The sequence below is a fragment of the Xanthomonas sp. LF02-5 genome, assembly GCF_034105325.1.
Classification (GTDB): Bacteria; Pseudomonadota; Gammaproteobacteria; order Xanthomonadales; family Xanthomonadaceae; genus Xanthomonas_A; species Xanthomonas_A sontii.
This window is the reverse complement of the sequence record NZ_JAXGGF010000002.1, coordinates 399,156-420,000: the sequence shown is the minus strand read 5'-3', so window position 1 is coordinate 420,000 and position 20,845 is coordinate 399,156. Positions and strand designations below refer to the sequence as shown.

The window sequence follows — 20,845 nt, the reverse complement described above, 5'->3', positions numbered from 1 at the left end:
AGCTGGGAGAGCACCTGCTTTGCAAGCAGGGGGTCGTCGGTTCGATCCCGACTGGCTCCACCACTGACGAAGACTTTGGGTCTGTAGCTCAGGTGGTTAGAGCGCACCCCTGATAAGGGTGAGGTCGGTGGTTCGAGTCCTCCCAGACCCACCACTCTGAATGTATCGCACACTAAGAATTTAGATGCTCGGCGTTGAGGCCGTAGCGTTGTTCTTTAATAATTTGTGATGTAGCGAGCGTTTGAGAACACACTTCTCGACGTGTCGTTGTGGCTAAGGCGGGGACCTCGAGTCCCTAGAAATTGAGTCGTTATAGTTCGCGTCCAGGCTTTGTACCCCTGGACTGAATATGACCTTGAGGCAACTTGAGGTTATATGGTCAAGCGAATAAGCGCACACGGTGGATGCCTTGGCGGTCAGAGGCGATGAAGGACGTGGCAGCCTGCGAAAAGTGTCGGGGAGCTGGCAACAAGCTTTGATCCGGCAATGTCCGAATGGGGAAACCCACTGCTTCGGCAGTATCCTGCAGTGAATACATAGCTGCTGGAAGCGAACCCGGTGAACTGAAATATCTAAGTAACCGGAGGAAAAGAAATCAACCGAGATTCCCTAAGTAGTGACGAGCGAACGGGGACTAGCCCTTAAGCTGGTATGGTTTTAGAAAAACAACCTGGAAAGGTTGGCCATAGAAGGTGATAGCCCTGTATTTGAAAGGGCCATACCAGTGAAGACGAGTAGGGCGGGGCACGTGAAACCCTGTCTGAACATGGGGGGACCATCCTCCAAGGCTAAATACTCCTGACCGACCGATAGTGAACCAGTACCGTGAGGGAAAGGCGAAAAGAACCCCGGAGAGGGGAGTGAAATAGATCCTGAAACCGTGTGCGTACAAGCAGTAGGAGCTCGCAAGAGTGACTGCGTACCTTTTGTATAATGGGTCAGCGACTTACTGTTCGTGGCAAGCTTAACCGTATAGGGGAGGCGAAGGGAAACCGAGTCTGATAAGGGCGCATAGTCGCGGGCAGTAGACCCGAAACCGGGTGATCTAGTCATGCCCAGGGTGAAGGTCAGGTAACACTGACTGGAGGCCCGAACCCACTCCCGTTGCAAAGGTAGGGGATGAGGTGTGATTAGGAGTGAAAAGCTAATCGAACCCGGAGATAGCTGGTTCTCCTCGAAAGCTATTTAGGTAGCGCCTCATATGTATCCTCTCGGGGGTAGAGCACTGTTATGGCTAGGGGGTCATCGCGACTTACCAAACCATTGCAAACTCCGAATACCGAGACGGACTGTATGGGAGACACACGGCGGGTGCTAACGTCCGTCGTGAAAAGGGAAACAACCCAGACCCACAGCTAAGGTCCCAAATTCACTGCTAAGTGGAAAACGATGTGGAAAGGCATAGACAGCCAGGAGGTTGGCTTAGAAGCAGCCACCCTTTAAAGAAAGCGTAATAGCTCACTGGTCGAGTCGGTCTGCGCGGAAGATTTAACGGGGCTAAGCAGTGAACCGAAGCTTGGGGTGCATCGCGATAAGCGATGCGCGGTAGAGGAGCGTTCCGTAAGCCTGCGAAGGTGGATTGAGAAGTCTGCTGGAGGTATCGGAAGTGCGAATGCTGACATGAGTAACGACAATGCGGGTGAAAAACCCGCACGCCGAAAGCCCAAGGTTTCCTTGCGCAACGTTAATCGGCGCAGGGTGAGTCGGCCCCTAAGGCGAGGGCGAAAGCCGTAGTCGATGGGAAGCAGGTTAATATTCCTGCACCTCGCGTAAGTGCGATGGAGGGACGGAGAAGGTTAGGTGTACCGGGCGTTGGTTGTCCCGGGGAAAGGCGGTAGGTTTGGATCTTTGGCAAATCCGGGATCCTTTAAGACCGAGCACCGAGACGAGTCTTTTAGACGAAGTCACTGATACCACGCTTCCAGGAAAAGCTCCTAAGCTTCAGCTTACGCAGACCGTACCGTAAACCGACACAGGTGGGTAGGATGAGAATTCTCAGGCGCTTGAGAGAACTCGGGTGAAGGAACTAGGCAACATGGCACCGTAACTTCGGGAGAAGGTGCACCCTTTTTGGTGGCTCGTGCGAGCTATAGCTGAAGAGGGTCGCAGAAACCAGGCCGCTGCGACTGTTTATCAAAAACACAGCACTCTGCAAACACGAAAGTGGACGTATAGGGTGTGACGCCTGCCCGGTGCTGGAAGGTTAATTGATGGGGTCAGCCGCAAGGCGAAGCTCTTGATCGAAGCCCCAGTAAACGGCGGCCGTAACTATAACGGTCCTAAGGTAGCGAAATTCCTTGTCGGGTAAGTTCCGACCTGCACGAATGGCGTAACGACAGCGGCGCTGTCTCCACCCGAGACTCAGTGAAATTGAAATCGCTGTGAAGATGCAGCGTTCCCGTGGCAAGACGGAAAGACCCCGTGAACCTTTACTATAGCTTTACACTGAACGTTGAGTTCGTCTGTGTAGGATAGGTGGGAGGCTATGAAACTGTGGCGCTAGCTGCAGTGGAGCCATCCTTGAAATACCACCCTGTCGTGCTTGACGTTCTAACCTAGGTCCGTAATCCGGATCGGGGACCGTGTATGGTGGGTAGTTTGACTGGGGCGGTCTCCTCCTAAAGAGTAACGGAGGAGCACGAAGGTACGCTCAGCGCGGTCGGACATCGCGCACTGTGTGCAAAGGCATAAGCGTGCTTGACTGCAAGATCGACGGATCAAGCAGGTACGAAAGTAGGTCTTAGTGATCCGGTGGTTCTGTATGGAAGGGCCATCGCTCAACGGATAAAAGGTACTCCGGGGATAACAGGCTGATACCGCCCAAGAGTTCATATCGACGGCGGTGTTTGGCACCTCGATGTCGGCTCATCACATCCTGGGGCTGTAGTCGGTCCCAAGGGTATGGCTGTTCGCCATTTAAAGTGGTACGCGAGCTGGGTTCAGAACGTCGTGAGACAGTTCGGTCCCTATCTGCCATGGGCGTTGGAGATTTGAGAGGGGCTGCTCCTAGTACGAGAGGACCGGAGTGGACGAACCTCTGGTGTTCCGGTTGTCACGCCAGTGGCATTGCCGGGTAGCTATGTTCGGAAGCGATAACCGCTGAAAGCATCTAAGCGGGAAGCGCGCCTCAAGATGAGATCTCCCGGGACACAAGTCCCCTAAAGGAACCATGTAGACTACGTGGTTGATAGGTCAGGTGTGTAAGTGCAGCAATGCATTGAGCTAACTGATACTAATGATCCGTGCGGCTTGACCATATAACCTCAAGATGCTTCCTCATAAGCATCCCTTAGCGCGACACACGTCGATCGCTCTCACTCGCTCGCTACATCACACCCCATGAGAGGCTGGCGCCCTGCCGTCCTCGGTCCAACAACCGAGAACACGCACGCGGCGACACTCCAACCGTCTCCCTGGTGAAATTAGCGCTGTGGAACCACCCGATCCCATCCCGAACTCGGAAGTGAAACGCAGCTGCGCCGATGGTAGTGTGGCTCAAGCCATGCGAGAGTAGGTCATCGCCAGGGGCTTTACCCCAAATCCCCGTCCCACAAGGACGGGGATTTTTTATTGCGCGGGCGAAAAACCAACACGACGCGCCCAGGCGATGGAAGGCCGGGCGCACGCCCCGCGGCGACATGCCACCCGGGGGCTGCGCCCCGTACCCTCACCCCAACCCCTCTCCCGGCGGGAGAGGGGCTCGGTTGTTCCTTCTCCCATCGGGACCATGGCCCCCTTTGCGGGGAAAGGTGCCCCGCAGGGGCGGATGAGGGGGCGGGCGAAGCCTCGCAATGACCGATCGGCGAGGCGCTGCGCGCCCCGTACCCTCACCCCAACCCCTCTCCCGGGGGGAGAGGGGCTCGGTTCTTCCTTCTTCCGCCGGGACCATGGCCCTCTTTGCGGAGGAAGGTGCCCCGCAGGGGCTGATAAGGCCAAACCGCTGGACCACCTCCCGCGCCGCTGTGCCGCGCGATGCGATGTGCGATGGCTCGCATCGAGACCTGTCGCGTCGCGGACCCTCCGTGATGCCGTGGCTGAGCACCTGCACTCTGATGCCGTCGGAGTCGACGGAAGCTAGCGCGGTGAATCGGGCAATGTGCTGATCGCCAGGCGCCAGGGTGGCGTCCCGTGTCCGAGTTGCCGCGCCAGTTGCACGCACGCCGGATCGTAGGCCGCAGCAAGCACCAACAGCGATTCCGCCCCCTCCGCGGCATACGGCTTGCCGATCACGTGGCCCGCTTCCCCGTTGTCCGAGCGCGCCTTGTCGAACGGCACCTGGCTGCCGACGAACTCCGCGTGGCTGCGATCGCCGCGCAGATACGGCAGCAGCCAGTCGACGCTGCGCGCCAGCGATGCGCCGTTCGGCGCGCGCCAGTGGTACAGATCCTCACCGCGTTCGGAGAACAGCAGTGCCAGCGTCACCAGCGGACGCAGGTCGTAGACGTGGTAGGACAGCGCATCGCGCTCGACGAAGTCGATGCTGCGGCCGTCGGGCAACAGGTTGTCGGCGATCTGCTGACGAAAGCCGGTGCGGGCGTAGTTCAGCAGCCGGGCGTCGTCGAGCGCGGCGCCGATCATGCCCACGGTCTTCAGCCGATGGCTGTGCCAGTTGTTGGTGGCGGTCTTGCGCTTGAGATCGCGCGAGCCGATTTCGGCATCGGCGATCTTGCGCATCCATGCATCGATGGCGCGGCGTTGCGCGTCCGGCAGCGCCGGGCGGACGATGCGGTAGGCGAAGATCGCCGGTTCCAGCCCGGTCTCGTCGATCGGGTTGCCGTTGGGCACATTGCGCGCGGCCCATTGCGCGAGCTGGTCGCCGGCGGCCAGCGCGTCGGCGCGCTCGCCGTCCAGGGCGTAGCGCAGCGCCAGCGCCTGGATGCGCGGCATGTCGCCCAGGCTGGTTTCGGTCGCCGCCTTCACTGGATCGCCGCGCAGGCGGCCGCCGGTGCTCAGATTCTCGAGCGGATGCGCGCCCTGCGTGCGTGCCATCTCGGCCAGCCGGGCCTGCGCCGCCTCGACCTGCCGCCAGGCCGGATCGGTGGCGGCTGACGCGTGCAACTGTTGCCATTGCTCCGCGGTCGGCCACAGCCGCTGCACCGCGGCGGCAGGCGTGCTGTGGGTCAGCAGGAGTCCGGCAAGCACCACGCCGAGACCGGCGTGCGATGAGCGAAGCATGGCGATCTCCGGAAGCGCTGGCGAGGGTGTCGGGCGACTGTAGGCGCGATGCGGTGAACGCCGGATGGCCCGAGTCCGGGAGCACGGTCGCCAGCATGCGCTCGCTGATGCGCGGATGGCGACGGGTCGTATCGGCGCCAGCGCGGCGTCACGCGCGCGGCTGCCAATGCCTAACAACGCGCTAACCTCCCAGCTTGCGCCGGTGAGGGCGCTTCGCGCTGCGTACCCTCACCCCAACCCCTCTCCCGACGGGAGAGGGGCTTTGGCTTCCCTTCTCCTCCCCGGACCACGGCCTGCTTTTCGGGGGAAAGGTTCCGAAGGGGACGAGCGGCCGAGCGATGTCGTGCCCAACCGGCCGCAACCACGCTCCGACTGCCCTATCGCGCCCGATCCAGCAACCACAGTTCGACGCGCTCGTTGCGCGCCTTGGCCGCGGCGTCTTCGCCGCCGATCAGCGGATGCAGTGCGCCGAGACCGCGTACCCGTTCCACGGCGACACCGCGTTGCACCAGGTAGGCGGCGACGACGTCGGCGCGGTCGTTGCTGGCGATGGTCGGGTACAGCCGGTTGGCGCTGTCCGGCGTGGCGAAGCCGATCACCGCCAGGGCGCGGCCGTGCATCGCCGGCTGTTGCATGAAGGCGACCAATCGGTCGAGATCCTGGGCGCTGCGCGCTTCGTACATGCCATTGAGCGACTGCAGGCTGAAACGCAGCGTGGTGGTCAGGCGCCGGGCGCCGGTGCTGGCCTGCGCGTAGGTAGCATCCGCGCGGGCAGCGGTGGCGCCGCTCTGCGGCGTGGCCGGATCGACGTCGATCGCCATGGAAACCGGGCCAAGCCGGCGCACCAGCTGTTGCGCCTGCGGACCGAGGGCGTACAGGGCCAGGCTGCGGCCGAGCGCCGACATCATCTGGCCGCCGTACAGGCTATAGCGCTGGACCAAGGGATAGTCCTCGCCGCGCACGGCTGCTGCCGTCGGGAGCACCGCGATACCGCCGTCGGCGATGGCCAGCGCACGTGTGCCGGCCGGCACCGGCGTGGTCAACCCGACGATCGCCAGTGCGTCGGAATGGCCGACGACGGCGCGTGCCGCCTCGGCCAGGTCGGCATGCAGGACGTTCCCCGGCATGCGCACCGCCGGCAGCCCCAGGCGTTCGCGCAGGAAGTCGTCGAGACCGCCGGGGATGGCACTGCGGTGCAGCGCGATCGGCAGGTCCGCGCCGCCGAGTTGCGACCAGCGCGTGGTCCGGCCGCTCAGGATGTCGCGCAGCTGCACGACGCTCAGCGTGGCGATGGGGTTGTCGGCGGCGACCAGCACCCGCGCGCCATCCAGGGCGACGACGAACTGTTGGTCCGGCGAGCCCAGGTCGCCGAGCTGCCAGGCGGCCTCGCGTTCGCGCGCATCGGGCTGACGCGCCAGCATCGCCAGCTCGGCGTCGCCATGCACCAGGTCGGCGATGCCGGCGGCCGAGCCGGTGCCGGCGATCTCGACCACCAGCGGCGCATCGTCGCGCACCGCGGCGATCTCCAGCGTCGTCGCATCGACGCGACGACGTTGCAGTTGCCGGTAGCCCATGCTCTGCAGCCAGGCTTCCACCAGCGCCGGCATCAGCCGCGCGCCGAGGCTGTTGGAGCCGTGTACGCGCAAGCGCTCGGCCGGTTGCGCGGACGCGGACGGCAGCGCGCACAGCGCTGCTGCGCCGAGCAGCAGCAGGCGCAGGGTGAAACGCAACATGGGATCCCCCCTGGGATCTGGACAGGCGCGGCAGTGTTGGCGATCGGCGTGACATCGCAGTGACTGTGCGCATGGTCACGCACGACAACGCGGCGTCGCGGCGTGTCCTGTCAGTGGTCCGCGCGCGACGCGATCGCGCGCGTCGAAAACCTCAGGCCGATCCGAGCCGGCGTGCGGCGGCCTGCGCCCAGCGTGCGGCGCTCGCCGGCGAGGTGATGCACACGGCGCTGTCAGTGACCGTGGTCACCGCGCGTTCCAGCAGTTGGATGTCGGCCTCGTGCTGGCGCGCGACGTGCGGATCCTCGAAGAAGATCGCGCGGTGGCAGCGCCGTTCCAGCACGCGATCGGCGATCTGCGCGTCGCCGCCCATCGGGCCGCTCTGATAGCGGTGCACCCACGCCTGGCCCTGCGGCCAGCCGCGACTCCAGGCCAGTTCGTTGAGCCGCTGCCCGGTGGTGCCGGTGGCCACGCGCTCGGCGAAGCGCGACAGCAGATCGAAATGTTCGCTGGCGAAGGCCAGCATCTGCGGTTTCATCGCATCGTGCGCGATCAGCGCCAGGGTCTGCCGCTGCAGCGCGTACAGGTCGTCGGCGCCGGCGTCGGCGGCCAGCCCGGCGTGGACGCGCTCCATCTCCACCCAATCGCGGGCGCTGGCCACGGTGGAAATGAACGGCTTGCCGTGGATCACGCACTGGCGCTTGAGCGCGATCGCCTCGGGGAAGATCGAGGACGGGTCGACCGGATCGATCAGGTAGATGGCACCGTCGAGGGTCCGCTCGGCGCCTTCCAGGCCCACGACCTCGGCCACCAGCTTCATCAGTCCGCCCTCGCGGCCGAACGGGTAGCGCCTGAGGCCGGCATGGCCGGCCAGCAGGCCGGCACGAACGATCGCCTCGTGGGTACGGCCGACCGCGTGCAGGCCGAGCTGTAGCTCGCGGATGCCGGCCTCGCTGGCGCGCAGCCAGCGGAACAGCGCGGCATCCTTGCCCTGGTGGTGCAGTCGGTTGGCGGCCAGGCCCAGGCGCATGCGTCGATCCGTGCGGGAAAGGTGCGACAGTCTGCGCCCGATCGCGGTGTCGACTCAATCGCCGTGCGATCGCCGGGCCGCTGCTGCGGACCCGGCGTTGCCGCGGTCACTGCGTAACTTGCTGGGCGCGCACCGCCAGTACGTCCATCTGCGGCTTGTCGGCGCCGCTCTTGTCCGGCTGCAGGTTGAACGCATAGTCGCTGCGCCACCACGCGCCGCCGGCCCAGGCGGTCCAGCCTAGCCAGACGTCGCCGTTGTCGTGGACGTAGCCGAGCATGGTGTCGAGCGCGGCCAGGCAGGTGGGATCGCTGCTGCCGCCGAACTCGCCGAGGAAGCCGCGATAGCCGTTGGCGCGCAGCCACTGGGTGAATCCTTGCAGGCGTTCCGCACCGATGCTGGTGCTGACGCAGGCGGCGCTGGTGCCGGAGGAGTCGGGATCCAGGTACTGGTGTACTTCGAACGCCAGGTTGCCGGCGGGGTCGTGGACCGTCAGCAAGCCCTGCGCGTTGGACACGCCGTACCAGGTGCTGTTCCAGCTGTGCGCGCCGCTGAAGGCGGTGCCTGGCACCAGGATCAGGTTGTCGGCGCCGGTGCCACGGATCGCATCGATCGACGCCTGCGCGATGGCCGCCCAATCGCCGGAGGCGAGGCCGTTGGGCTCGTTCATCAGCCCGAATGCCACACTGGCATCGTTGCCGAACACCAGCGCCAGGCGCCGCCACAGATCGGCCAGCGCCGCCGCCGGTACCGCGTCGCCGCCGATGCGCACGCCGTCGTACTTGGCGTAGTTGTGCACGTCCAGGATCAGTTGCAGGTTGTAGCGCCTGGCGCGTTCGACCGCGGTGCGCAGCGCGTCGAGTTGCGCGGGGTCGAGCGGGCCGTTGGCTTGCGGCTGCAGCCGCTCCCACAGGAACGGCAGGCGCACGATGTTCATGCCCTGCGTCGCGGTGTACGCATAGTCGGCGTCGGTGGGATACACATAGTCCTTGAACAGCACGCCGGGCTTCTTCGCCGAGTTGAACTCGGCGCCGGCCAGGTTGATGCCGGCATAGCGCAGCGTCTGCTGGGCGTTTGCGAACGGCGCGCAGGCGGCCACGAGCAGGCACAACACGGCGCGCTGCCGCCATTGCGGGGAGCGGAAAAAACGGGAATAGCGTGGCATGACGGATCCTTCGTGGGGAAAGAGCGGCAGGCGACGCCACGATGCGGCGTGCGCGGCCGTGCACCACGCTGCAACCGTCATGCCAGAGCGATCGAGGTCATCGGAAATATGCGACGCATTGCACGTCGCACGCCATGCGGGCACCTTCAATCACCTGCTTGCGTACAACCCGGCGGATGCACGTCGCTCTGTAGGAGAGGCTTAAACCCGCAACGGCGCGTGCCCAGGCAAAAGTCCGCTGCCGCTGAGCCGGTGAAAGGGCACGCGCCGTCCCTCGCAGACATGTCCCGACGTGACTTGGAGGTGCCTAGTTGTCGACGTGCGCCACGGCGTTGTCACGCATGCGCCGCGCTCAGCGCGTGATGCGCTGCGCCCAGGGCGCGAGGATCGCCATCTGCGGACGGTCGTGGCCGTCGGCGTCGGGTTGCACGTTGAACGGATAGTCGGCGCGCCACCAGGCGCCGCCGGCCCAGTAGCTCCAGCCCAGCCACAGCGTCGGGTGCTGCGCGATGTCGGCCAGCATGCCGTCCAGCGCGCGCCGGCAGGTGGGATTGTCGGCGGCGGCGAATTCGCCGAGGAAGCCGAGATGGCCGGTCTGCTGCAGCCAATCGGTGAAGGCGCGCAGGCGTTGGACGCCGATGTCGTCGCTCACGCAGACCGGGCTGGTGCCGCTGGAATCGGCGTCCAGGTACTGGTGCACTTCGATCGCCACGCGCTGCAGCGGGTCGTGCAGCGTGGCCAGCGCGCTGGCGTTCGAGGTGCCGTCCACTGGCGTGTACCAGCTATGCGCGCCGGTCCACAGCGCGCCCGGTACCAGGACCAGGTTGCTGGCGCCGGTGGCGCGGATCGCATCGACCGCGGCCTGCGCGGCGGCGGCCCACGCGGCCGGGCTGATGCCGTGCGGCTCGTTCATCAGCCCGAATACCACCGCATTGTCGCTGCCGTAGGCGCGCGCCAGACGCTGCCACAGGTCGACGAAGGCGGCGACCGGCAGGCCGCTGCTGCCGATGAGGCGGCCGTCGCGGCGCGCGTAGTTGTGGATGTCCACGATCACGTACATGCCCTGCGCCTTGGCCTGCTGCACGGCGTCGTCGATCAGCGCCAGTTGCGCGGCGTCGAGCGGGCCGCGCGGTTGCGGCTGCAGGCGTTCCCAGCGCACCGGCAGGCGCAGCAGGTTCATGCCCTTGCCGGCGAAATAGGTGTAGTCGCTGCTGCGCGGATAGGTGTAGTCGACTCCGACGATGCCGGGAATCTTCGACGGCGCGATCTCGGCACCGGACAGGTTGACGCCGGCGAAGCGCAGCGACTGCTGCGCCTGCAGCGACGACAGTGGAACGGATAGGCACAGCAGCAGCGCGGCACGCCAGGCGTGCCGCGACCGCCGCCGCAAGGTGCGCGCGATCATGGTGAGTCTCCTTCGGCATCAGAGGGGGAACCCGGCCGAGGAAATGCCAGGCCGGGCTGATGACTACGGTGTGCGGACACCGTAGTGCATTGCCGAGGACGAGGCGATGCGCTGCGTGCGCGCATGCATGGATCTGTGCGGCGATTGGCAGCGCGAACCGGTACTGGATCGCGCTGCATGCGCTATGCCAGGCGTGCGCGTCGCACACGTTGCATGGCGTGTTGCCGCGTTGCCGACACGCGGCGCCGGCAGCGACGGCTCACTTCTTGCCGGTGATCTCGCGCGCGTACTTGGACAGGATCTCCATCTGCGGCTTCTCGCTGCCGTCCTTGCCGGGCTGCACGTTGAACGGATAGTCGGGCTTCCACCACGCACCTGCGGCCCACCAGGTCCAACCGAGAATCACGTCGTCGTTCTTCTGCATGTAGCTGAGCATGTTCTCCAGCGCCTGATTGCAGGTGGGCGTATTCGCGGTGGCGAACTCGCCGATGAAGCCGACCTTCTTGTTCTCGCGCAACCAGCTGACGAAGCCGGCCAGCTTCTCGGCGCCGGCGGTGGCGCTGACGCACTCGCCCTTGGTGCCGCTGTTGTCGCGGTCCAGGTACTGGTGCGCTTCGAACGCCATGCGGTTGCGCGGATCCTTCAGCGGCTGCAGGGCAACCGCGTTCGGCGTGCCGTAGGCGGTGCTGCGCCAGCTGTGCGCGCCGGTGTAGGCGGTGCCCGGCACCAGGATCAGGTTGTTGGCGCCGGCCTTGCGGATGGCATCGATCGCCGCCTGCGCCGCGCTGGCCCAGTCGGTCGAGGAGACTGCGTTGGGCTCGTTCATCAGCCCGAAGATGACGTGGTCGTCGCCCTTGAACTCCTTGGCCAGGCGCCGCCACAGGTCGGCGAACACGTCGTCGGGGGCGCCCTCGCTGCCGACCAGCGCGCCGTTGTACTTGGCGTAGTTGTGCGGGTCCAGGATCAGGTACAGGTGGTTGGCCTTGGCCTGCTCCACCGCCTTCTTCAACAGCGCCAGTTGCGCCGGGTCGAACTCGCCCTTGGCGGTGGGCTGCAGGCGCTCCCACAGGAACGGCAGGCGGATAGTGTTCATGCCCTTGCTGGCGAAGTAGCTGTAGTCGCTGGCGGTCGGGTAGGTGTAATCCTTGTACAGCACACCGGGCTTCTTGCCGGAGTTGAACTCGGCGCCGGACAGGTTGACGCCGGCGTACTTGAGCACGCTGCGGCCTTCGGCGGCGGCGTTGCAGGCGACGGTGGCGAGCAGCAGTGCCAGCGGCAGGGAACGCCAGCGCGGGGAACACGACGAGGAAAGCGGCATGGGGGAGCTTCCTGGAGTGAGGGGAGGCGCCGTCCGCGTCGGGGGAGCGCAGAGCGGCAGGCGCAAGCGTGCAAGGATCGCCCCCGTGATCGCCAGCCTGCACGCACCCGTGTTAGCCCGGCATTCACCTGGCGCGGACACGCTGCGCGCGGACGTCGGCGGCGTCACATCAGGTGCGTGGTGCAGCCGTCGGCAGCGGCGTGATCGAGGTCGCGGCCATGCTTCCATCGCCGGCGCGCCAGGTTGGGTGCGCAGCGAAGGACGAGCGGTGGAGAAGGTGTTCGCTAGAGGCCGGTGACGCTACCTGCGCCGCGGCGGTGGTGGCGTTGAAGGCGATCGCTGCCGGCGGCGGTGGTACCGAGGCGGTAGCGTTCGACGAGGTCCATGCCGAGGCCAGCGCTGGCGCTGGCGACGTGGCTGGAGGCCGGCCGCTCGAGGCGTCCTCGCCTCTCGGCGAATGCAGGGCGCAGCGATTCGGCGATGCGGTCGGAGGCCACATCGCCCAGTCGAGCAAGTTGTGCCGCCGCCGTCGCCGCCGAACTAACCGAACGCTGCAGCAGCCTCGCAGCGTCGCTCAGGCCGCAGCCTGGGTCGTCACCGGCAGGCGGTTGCCGATCCATTCGGCGATGCTGGCTGCCGCGTCGCGGCCTTCGGCCACCGCAGTCACCACCAGGTCGGCGCCGCGCACGGCGTCGCCGCCGGCGAACAGTTTCGGGTTGGTGGTCTGGTACGGCAGGCGGCCGCTGCCGTCGGGCTCGCTGCCGCCGGCGAGGATGCGGCCGTTGGCGGTACCTTCCACGCCTTGCGCCGCCAGCCAGTCCGGCACGCTCGGCGAGAAGCCGAAGGCGATGATGACCACGTCCGCGTCCAGCAGCGATTCACTGCCTTCCACCGGCACCGCGGCCTGGCGCCCGCGCGCATCCGGCTCGCCGAGCCGGGTCTGCACCACGCGCACGCCGGCCAGGTTGCCGGCGGCATCGGCTTCCACCGCCAGCGGCTGGCGGTTGAACAGGAAACGCACACCTTCCTCGCGCGCATTGGCCACCTCGCGCGCCGAGCCGGGCATGTTGGCCTCGTCGCGGCGGTAGGCGCAGGTGACCTTGGCCGCGCCCAGGCGGATCGCGCTGCGCACGCAGTCCATGCCGGTATCGCCGCCGCCGAGCACCACCACGCGCTTGCCGCTCAGGTCGGGCAGCGCGATCTTGTCTTCCCAGCCGGCGATCGGCCGGCCCCAGGGATCGTTGCCGCCGACGATGCGGCTGTTCTGCACCAGGAACGGCAGCGCCGGCAGCACGCCGGGCATGTCCTGGCCGGGCAGGCCGCCGTCGGTGTAGCGGTAGGCGCCGGTGCCCAGGAACACCGCGTCGTACTCCTCGAGCAACTGCTCCAGGCTCACGTCGCGGCCGATCTCCACGCCCAGGCGGAACTGCACGCCCATGCCTTCGAGCACCTCGCGGCGCTTGCCGATCACGCTCTTGTCCAGCTTGAAGCTGGGGATGCCGAACTGCAGCAGCCCGCCGATCTGCTCGTAGCGGTCGTATACCACCGCCTGGATGCCGGCGCGGGCCAGACGGTCGGCGCAGCTCAGCCCGGCCGGCCCGGCGCCGACCACCGCCACGCGCTTGCCGGTGGGTTCGACCTGGCTCAGGTCCGGGCGCCAACCGTTGTTGAGCGCGGTATCGACGATGTACTTCTCCACCGCGCCGATGGTGACCGCGCCGAATTCCTCCAGCGTGCAGCTGCCTTCGCACAGGCGGTCCTGCGGACACACCCGGCCGCACACCTCCGGCAGCGGATTGGTGCTGTGGCACAGTGCCGCGGCCTCTTCGATACGGTTTTCCTGCACCAGCTGCAGCCACTGCGGGATGGCGTTGTGCACCGGGCACTTCCAGCTGCAGTACGGGTTGCCGCAATCCAGGCAGCGCCCGGCCTGGTATTGCGCATCGGCCTTGTCGAACTTGCCGTACAGCTCGTTCCAGTCGCCGGAGGTGCGCAGTTCCACCGGAATGCGTTGCGGCATCTGCCGCGGCAGGTCGAGGAACTGGAAGGCGTGCTTGCGGCTCATAGGGCTGGGAATCGCGAATGGGGAATGGGGAATGGCAAAAGCGAATCTGCGCGCGCGATCGGAAACTGGGAGAGCCGGGCTTTTACCATTCCCGATTCTCCATTCCCGATTCCCGACGCGCCGCCACTAGGCGGCGCGCCTCAGCGACTCGGTCAACGACTCGATGCTCGCCGCCTTCGGTTTGACCAGCCAGAACTTGCCGACGTAGTCGCGGAACTCGTCGAGGATCTGCTGCGCCCAGATGCTGCCGGTCAGTTCGCGGTGGCGGCTGATCAGCTTGTGCAGGTGCTGGCGGTGGCTCTCGAAGCCTTCGGCGGAGATGCGGTGGATGTCGATCAGTTCGTGGTTGTAGCGGTCGACGAAGTCGCGGTCCACGTCGAGCACGTAGGCCAGGCCGCCGGTGAAGCCGGCACCGAAGTTCAGGCCGACCTTGCCCAGCACCAGCACGATGCCGTCGGTCATGTATTCGCAGCAGTGGTCGCCGGCGCCCTCGATCACCGCCAGCGCGCCGGAGTTGCGCACCGCGAAGCGCTCGCCGGCGCGGCCGGCGGCGTACAGTTCGCCACCGGTGGCGCCGTACAGGCAGGTGTTGCCGATGATCGCGGTGCTGCGCGCCTCGAAACGCGCGCCGCGCGGCGGACGTACCACCAGGCGGCCGCCGGCCATGCCCTTGCCGACGTAGTCGTTGGCCTCGCCTTCCAGCTCCAGGTGCAGGCCGCCGGCGTTGAACGCGCCGAAGCTCTGCCCGGCCGAGCCGCGGAAGCGCAGGGTCAGCGGTGCATCGTCCATGCCGTGGTTGCCGTGGACGCGGGCGATGGCGCCGGACAGGCGCGCGCCGATCGAGCGGTCGGTGTTGTGGATCAGGAAGCGATGGTCGCCGCCGCGCTTGTGCGCGATGGCGTCGGCGAGCAGGCCGTCCATCTGCGTGGCCAGGCTGTCCGGCGATTCGTACAGGCGCTGCGCGGCGCAGTGGCCGCCGTCGTGGCGCACGTCCTTGAGCAGCCGCGACAGATCCACGCGCACGCCTTCGCGCGGGCAGATGTCCAGTTGCTGCAGCAGTTCGGTGCGGCCGACGATCTCGTCCAGCGAGCGCACGCCCAGGTACGCGAGCCATTGCCGCACTTCCTCGGCCAGCAGGCGGAAGAAGTTCTCCACGCGCTCGGGCAGGCCGACGAAGTGGTTGGCGCGCAGGCGCTCGTCCTGGGTGGCCACGCCGGTGGCGCAGTTGTTGAGGTGGCAGATGCGCAGGTACTTGCAGCCGAGCACGATCATCGGCCCAGTGCCGAAGCCGAAGCTGTCCGCACCCAGGATCGCGGCCTTGACCACGTCCAGGCCGGTCTTCAGGCCGCCGTCGGTCTGCAGGATGGTGCGCGCGCGCAAGTCGTTGGCGACCAGCGCCTGGTGCGACTCGGCCACGCCCAGTTCCCACGGCACGCCGGCGTAGCGGATCGAGCTGACCGGGCTGGCGCCGGTGCCGCCGTCGTGGCCGGACACGGTGATCAGGTCGGCGCCGGCCTTGACCACGCCGGCGGCGATGGTGCCCACGCCGGCATGGCTGACCAGCTTCACCGACACCAGCGCGCTCGGATTGACCTGCTTGAGGTCGTAGATCAGCTGCGCGAGGTCTTCGATCGAGTAGATGTCGTGGTGCGGCGGCGGCGAGATCAGGCCGATGCCCGGCTTGGCGTAGCGCAGCCGCGCGATCAGTTCGTTGACCTTGTGCCCGGGCAACTGGCCGCCTTCGCCGGGCTTGGCGCCCTGCGCGACCTTGATCTGCAGCACCTCGGCGTTGACTAGGTATTCGGGGGTGACGCCGAAGCGGCCGGAGGCCACCTGCTTGATCTTGGAGCGCTTCTCGGTGCCGTAGCGCGCCGGGTCTTCGCCGCCTTCGCCGGAATTGCTGCGCCCGCCGAGGCGGTTCATCGCGATCGCCAGCGCCTCGTGCGCCTCCGGCGACAGCGCGCCGAGGCTGATCGCGGCGGTGTCGAAGCGGCGCAGCAGGTCCTCGGCCGGGGCGACCTCGTCCAGCGGCGTCGGCGTGGCCGCGCGCTTGAGTTGCAGCAGGTCGCGCAGGGCCGAGGCCGGGCGCCCGTGCACCGCGGCGGCGTAGGCGTCCCAGTCGGCCTGCAGGCCGCTGCGGGTGGCGCGCTGCAGGGTCAGCACCACGTCCGGGTTGTACATGTGGTACTCGCCGCCGTGCACGTACTTGAGCAGGCCGCCCACTTCCGGCTTGAGCAGGTCGTTCCAGGCGCGCGCGGCGAGCTGCCGCGCCTCGGTGTCCAGCCGCGCCAGGCCGACGCCGCCGATGCGCGCGGCGGTGTCCGGGAAGCACAGCGCCACCACGTCCGGATCCAGCCCGACGATCTCGAACAGCTGCGCGCCGCGATAGCTGGCGATGGTGCAGATGCCCATCTTGGAGATGATCTTGGACAGGCCCTTGTAGATGCCCTTGCGGTACTTGCGGCCGATCTGGGTCTGCTCGCCGCCGCTCTTGAGCAGCAGGATGCCGCGCCGGCCCAGGTCGAACAGGGTCTGGTAGGCCAGGTACGGATACACCGCGGTGGCGCCGAAGCCGAGCAGGCAGGCCATGTGGTGCGGATCGCGCGCGGTGCCGGTCTCGATGATCAGGTTGACGTCGCAGCGCAGGCCCACCCGCGAGAGGTGGTGGTGCACCGCGCCGGTGGCCAGCAGCGCATGCGCCATCGGCCGCTCCGGCACCGGGTAGCGGTCGGTCAGCAGCAGCATGACCTTGCCGTCGCGCGCGGCCTGTTCGGCCTCGGCGCAGATGCGCTTGAGCCCGGCCTCCAGGCCTTCCTCGACGCTGTAGGACAGGTCGATCTGCGCGTTGCGGGTCAGGTACTGCGGCATCTTCAGCAACTGCCGCAGCTTGCGCTGGCTGAGCACCGGCGAGTTGAGGATGACGTGGTTCACCGTCTCCGGGCCGGCATGGAAGATGTTGGTCTCCTTGCCGAGCTGGGTGGTCAGCGACATCACGCAGTCTTCCCGCAGCGGGTCGATCGGCGGGTTGGTGACCTGGGCGAAGGCCTGGCGGAAGTAGTCGTACAGCGGCCGCGTGTGGCGGCTGAGCACCGCCATCGGCGTGTCGTCGCCCATCGAGCCGGTGGCTTCCTGCTCGGTCTCGGCCAGCGGCCGCAGCACCTGCTCCACTTCCTCGGTGCTGAGCTGGAACAGCTTGTGGTAGCTGCGCAGGGTGCGCTCGTCGAACGGCTCCTCGACCAGCGAGGGGTCGATCAGTTCGGTCTGCAGGTAGGTCACGCCCTGCTGCAGCCATTGCTTGTACGGGGCGCGGCCGCGGTTGATGCGGTCGATGGCGTCCGAATCGAGCAGGTCGCCGCGCTTGAGGTCGATGGCCATCATCTCGCCGGGGCCGAGCTTGCCCTTGCGGGTGACGCGCTCGGCCGGCAGTTCCCACACGCCGGCTTCGGAGGCCACCAGGAAATGCCGGTCGGAGGTCAGCATCCAGCGCGCCGGGCGCAGGCCGTTGCGGTCGAGCATGCATGCGGCGTAGCGGCCGTCGCAGGCGACGATGCCGGCCGGGCCGTCCCACGGCTCGGTGTTGAGGCCGTAGAACTCGTAGAAGGCGGCCAGGTCGGCGTCCTTGAACTCCAGCGACTGGGTGGCCGGCGGCACCAGGATGCGCAGCGCCTGCAGCAGATCCATGCCGCCGGCGACCAGCAGCTCGAGCATGTTGTCCAGGCTCTGCGAATCGGAGCCATGCATCGAGATCACCGGGTCCAGCTCGGCGATGTCGAAACGCGGGGTCTTCCATACCTTGCTGCGCGCCTGCGCCCAGTGCCGGTTGCCCTCGATGGTGTTGATCTCGCCGTTGTGCGCGAGCAGGCGGAACGGGTGCGCCAGCGGCCAGCGCGGCAGCGTGTTGGTGGAGAAGCGCTGGTGGAACACGATGGCGCTGGAGGCCAGGTCGTTGCGCTGCAGGTCCGGGTAGAAGGTGCTGAGCTTGTCCGGCAGCACCATGCCCTTGTAGCTGATGCCGTTGGGCGAGAGCGTGGTGACGTAGAAATCGGCGACCTCGCGCAGGCGCTGCTCGGCGCGGCGGCGGGCCAGGAACAGGGCCAGGGCGAACGCGTCTTCACTCTGCTCGGCGCCGGCGTCGACGAACACCTGCTCGATGCGCGGCAGGGTGTCCTTGGCCAGTTGCCCGCACACCGCATCGTCGATGGGGGTGAGGCGCCAGCCGCATGGCTGCACGTCGACGCGGCGCAGTTCTTCTTCCAGCACCTGGCGGCAGCGCGCGGCGGCATCGGCATCGTCGCGCGGCAGGAACACGTTGCCGGCAGCGAAGCGCGCGCCGACCGCGATGCCGGCCTCGCGCGCCAGCGCGCGCAGGAACGGCTCGGGTTTGCGGATCAGCAGGCCGCAGCCGTCGCCGGTGAGGCCGTCGGCGGCGACACCGCCGCGATGGGTCATGCGCGACAGGGCGGCGATGGCGGTATCCACCAGCGCCCGCGAAGGTTGGTCGTCGAGTTGCGCGACCATGCCGAAACCACAGGCATCGCGCTCGTCTTGGGGGTCGTAGAGCCCGTGGCGGTTGCGGGGGGCCATGTCTGCCTCTGAAAGCGATCCGAAGGAACGCGGCGACACTCGCCCCCGCTCTGTCCTGGAGCGCTTCTTGAGGTCACCGGAATCCCGACTAAAACATAGTTGGTGCGGTGCCGCAATACACCGTTACACCTGCAACTTCAGCGCTGGCGGCGGCGCTGTCGCCGCCGCCGCGCCGGGCGTCCTGGCGGCGCCCCCGGGCCTGTCCTTGTGCGTGCCCGGGACTGTGTCATTGCCCGTCATGGACAGACGTCCACTCCCTCGCACTTCCTTGCCCCGGGCGCGCGCAAGGGTGGCGCGACCTGCCCGGGAATGAGGACAGGCCCTAGCCGCAGCGCACGCCGGTGATCTGGTTCTTCTCGTCGACCTCGATGTTGAGCCGTTCGCCGTTGAACTCCATGGTCACTGCCTGGTTCGGCTTGAGCACGCGCGCGGTCTTGGCGCCGGTGTCGCTGCGCGCCTGGTCCAGCAGCGCCGGCGCGAAGGTCTGGCCGACCAGGCCCTGCGCCTGCGAGGCATCGCAGGTGCCCACCGGCGGGGCGTCCGGTGCGTTGGCCGGGTCCGGCGCGGCGGCCTGCTGCGCGGCGGCCTGGGCCTTGGCGCTCACCTGTTCCTGCTCGTCCGGCGGCGGCGCGCCGCAGGCGGCCAGGGCCAGCGCCAGGCAGGCCGTGCCGAGCAGGCCGGCACGCGTGGACGCACGGGAGGAAAGGAGGTTGCTCATCGGGGCTCCTATGGCTGGAGGGAAGAGGGGTGAAGCATAGAGCGTGTGATGCGCTTTGCGTTGCCGTCGTCTCGCCGGGCGACGGCAGGCGCCGGCGCAGCGCAGGTTCCGGTGGCGACAGGATCGGACACCGCGCGTTCGCCAGGCGTTAACCGGCACGTTGACACGCCTTGCGGGAATGACTTGAGCTGCGACGCGTGATGTCCAAGGCGCGCCGACCGCGTCGGGCGTCGGGACTGAAGTCCCTCCCACAAGGACCGCAGTACTTCCGCAGCGGTGGACCGATATGCCGCAGGCGGCAATCGCTCACGCGGCCTAGCCGCGGCACTGCCGACAATCGATGCTCGTGGAACCGGCGGCGCGGGCCGCGGTTCCGGCTTCCGGAGGTCCGATGTCCAACGCGTCCCGTTCCACCGCCGCGGCCGAGGCGGCGCGTGCCCGCCAGTCCCGCCAGGCCGCCAGCAGCGCGGGCCTGGTCTATGTCAGCGACCAGGAGCCGGGCATCGTCCGCCGCCGCGCCGGCAAGGGGTTCGGCTACCGTCTGCCGGACGGCAGCGCGGTGCGCGATGCGGCCACCCTGCAGCGCATCCGCCAACTGGCGATCCCGCCGGCCTACACCGAAGTGTGGATCTGCACGCGCGACAACGGCCACCTGCAGGCCACCGGCCGCGACGCGCGCCGGCGCAAGCAGTACCGCTACCACGTCGACTGGGCGCAGGTGCGCGGCGACGGCAAGTTCGAGCGCATCGTCGCCTTCGGCCAGGCCCTGCCGCGGCTGCGCCGGCGCCTGCGTCGCGACATGGCGCTGCCCGGCTACCCGCGCGACAAGGTGTTGGCGATGGTGGTGGCGCTGATGGCCGAGACCCTGGTGCGCGTGGGCAACGCCGAATACGCGCGCAGCAACCGCTCCTACGGTCTGACCACGCTGCGCAACCGCCACCTGGCGTTCGTGAAGGGCGGCCGTGCGCGGCTACAGTTCCGCGGCAAGGGCGGCCAGGAGCACGACATCGAGGTCGACGACGTGCACCTGGTCAAGCTGATCCGTGGCTGCCAGCAATTGCCGGGGCAGGCGCTGTTCCAGTACCGCGACGACGACGGCCAGCTGCAGCCGGTGGACTCCGGCGAGGTCAACGACTACCTGCGCGAGGCGATGGGCGAGAGCTTCACCGCCAAGGACTTCCGCACCTGGGGCGGCACCCGCGCCGCGCTGCAACGGCTGGCCGCGCTGCCGCTGCCCGACACCGGCGGCGAGCGCGCGCTGGCGCAGGCGCAGAACGCGGTGATCCGTGAGGTGGCCGAGGCGCTCGGCAACACCCCGGCGGTGTGCCGCAAGGCCTATATCGACCCGTGCGTATTCGACGGCTGGCGCTGCGGGCGCCTGCACGGCCTGTGCGAGGGCGTGCGCGGCGAACGGCAGTGGGATCTGATCACGCTGAAGTACCTGGGGCGGGCACGCACCGCGGCACGCAAGGCGGCCAAGGCCGCCGATCGCAGCTCGGCCAAGGCGCCGCCGCTGCGCAAGGGCGCACGTGCTGCGCGCAAGGGCGCTGCGGCGGGCGCGCAGGGCAGCGGTACCCGCGCCAAGCGCAAGACCGCAACTCCCGCACGCAAGCGCGCCTGAGCACCGCGCCGCCGCGGGCGCGGCGGGCGGGCCCGGC

At 67.5% G+C, this 20,845-nt stretch carries 11 protein-coding genes, 2 tRNA genes and 2 rRNA genes (1 of these 15 running past the window's edge); 5 read left to right on the top strand and 10 right to left on the bottom strand.

Annotated features, from left to right (window positions below; translation table 11 throughout):
* From SLW52_RS07890 to rrf, 4 genes are all read left to right on the top strand, one after another.
* A tRNA-Ala gene (locus tag SLW52_RS07890) sits at positions 1-63 on the top strand; it begins 13 nt to the left of the window's first position.
* Between the two features lie 14 nt (positions 64-77).
* Positions 78-154 (top strand) — tRNA-Ile (locus SLW52_RS07885).
* 223 nt (positions 155-377) lie between these two features.
* Positions 378-3,257 (top strand): 23S ribosomal RNA (locus SLW52_RS07880).
* A 155-nt stretch (positions 3,258-3,412) separates the two neighbouring features.
* A 5S ribosomal RNA gene (rrf, locus tag SLW52_RS07875) occupies positions 3,413-3,527 on the top strand.
* 547 nt (positions 3,528-4,074) lie between these two features.
* On the opposite strand, the gene SLW52_RS07870 is transcribed toward rrf, so the two are convergent.
* The 10 genes from SLW52_RS07870 to SLW52_RS07825 form a co-directional block, all read right to left on the bottom strand.
* On the bottom strand, positions 4,075-5,175 hold the full coding sequence (locus SLW52_RS07870) for an alginate lyase family protein (RefSeq protein WP_320739920.1): 1,101 nt from the start codon (positions 5,173-5,175) through the stop codon (positions 4,075-4,077).
* A gap of 377 nt (positions 5,176-5,552) precedes the next feature.
* The gene (locus SLW52_RS07865) at positions 5,553-6,908 is read right to left on the bottom strand and encodes a substrate-binding domain-containing protein (RefSeq protein ID WP_320739919.1); all 1,356 of its coding nucleotides are present in this window, start codon (positions 6,906-6,908) and stop codon (positions 5,553-5,555) included.
* 151 nt (positions 6,909-7,059) lie between these two features.
* On the bottom strand, positions 7,060-7,935 hold the full coding sequence (locus SLW52_RS07860; RefSeq protein WP_320739917.1) for a methylglyoxal synthase: 876 nt from the start codon (positions 7,933-7,935) through the stop codon (positions 7,060-7,062).
* A 106-nt stretch (positions 7,936-8,041) separates the two neighbouring features.
* A complete protein-coding gene (locus SLW52_RS07855; protein ID WP_320739916.1) occupies positions 8,042-9,097 on the bottom strand; it encodes a glycoside hydrolase family 5 protein in 1,056 nt (351 codons plus the stop codon).
* 352 nt (positions 9,098-9,449) lie between these two features.
* Complete coding sequence (locus SLW52_RS07850) at positions 9,450-10,502, bottom strand: glycoside hydrolase family 5 protein (protein ID WP_320739915.1); 1,053 nt, start codon at positions 10,500-10,502, stop codon at positions 9,450-9,452.
* 259 nt (positions 10,503-10,761) lie between these two features.
* Positions 10,762-11,820, bottom strand: coding sequence for a glycoside hydrolase family 5 protein (locus SLW52_RS07845; protein WP_320739914.1), 1,059 nt, complete (start codon positions 11,818-11,820; stop codon positions 10,762-10,764).
* Positions 11,821-12,104: 284 nt separating this feature from the next.
* Positions 12,105-12,440 carry a hypothetical protein gene (locus SLW52_RS07840; protein WP_152237971.1) on the bottom strand — a complete coding sequence of 112 codons (336 nt, stop codon included), beginning with the start codon at positions 12,438-12,440 and terminating at the stop codon, positions 12,105-12,107.
* On the bottom strand, positions 12,395-13,885 hold the full coding sequence (locus SLW52_RS07835) for an FAD-dependent oxidoreductase (protein ID WP_267103124.1): 1,491 nt from the start codon (positions 13,883-13,885) through the stop codon (positions 12,395-12,397). The genes SLW52_RS07840 and SLW52_RS07835 overlap by 46 nt, the downstream gene beginning before the upstream one ends.
* Before the next feature lie 126 nt (positions 13,886-14,011).
* The gene (gene gltB, locus SLW52_RS07830; protein ID WP_320739913.1) at positions 14,012-18,469 is read right to left on the bottom strand and encodes a glutamate synthase large subunit; all 4,458 of its coding nucleotides are present in this window, start codon (positions 18,467-18,469) and stop codon (positions 14,012-14,014) included.
* Positions 18,470-18,791: 322 nt separating this feature from the next.
* Positions 18,792-19,187, bottom strand: a complete 396-nt coding sequence (locus SLW52_RS07825; protein ID WP_148829055.1) for an I78 family peptidase inhibitor — start codon at positions 19,185-19,187, stop codon at positions 18,792-18,794.
* Between the two features lie 391 nt (positions 19,188-19,578).
* On the opposite strand from SLW52_RS07825, the gene SLW52_RS07820 reads away from it, so the two are divergent.
* Complete coding sequence (locus SLW52_RS07820; RefSeq protein WP_152237973.1) at positions 19,579-20,808, top strand: DNA topoisomerase IB; 1,230 nt, start codon at positions 19,579-19,581, stop codon at positions 20,806-20,808.
* The last annotated feature ends 37 nt before the right edge of the window (positions 20,809-20,845 follow it).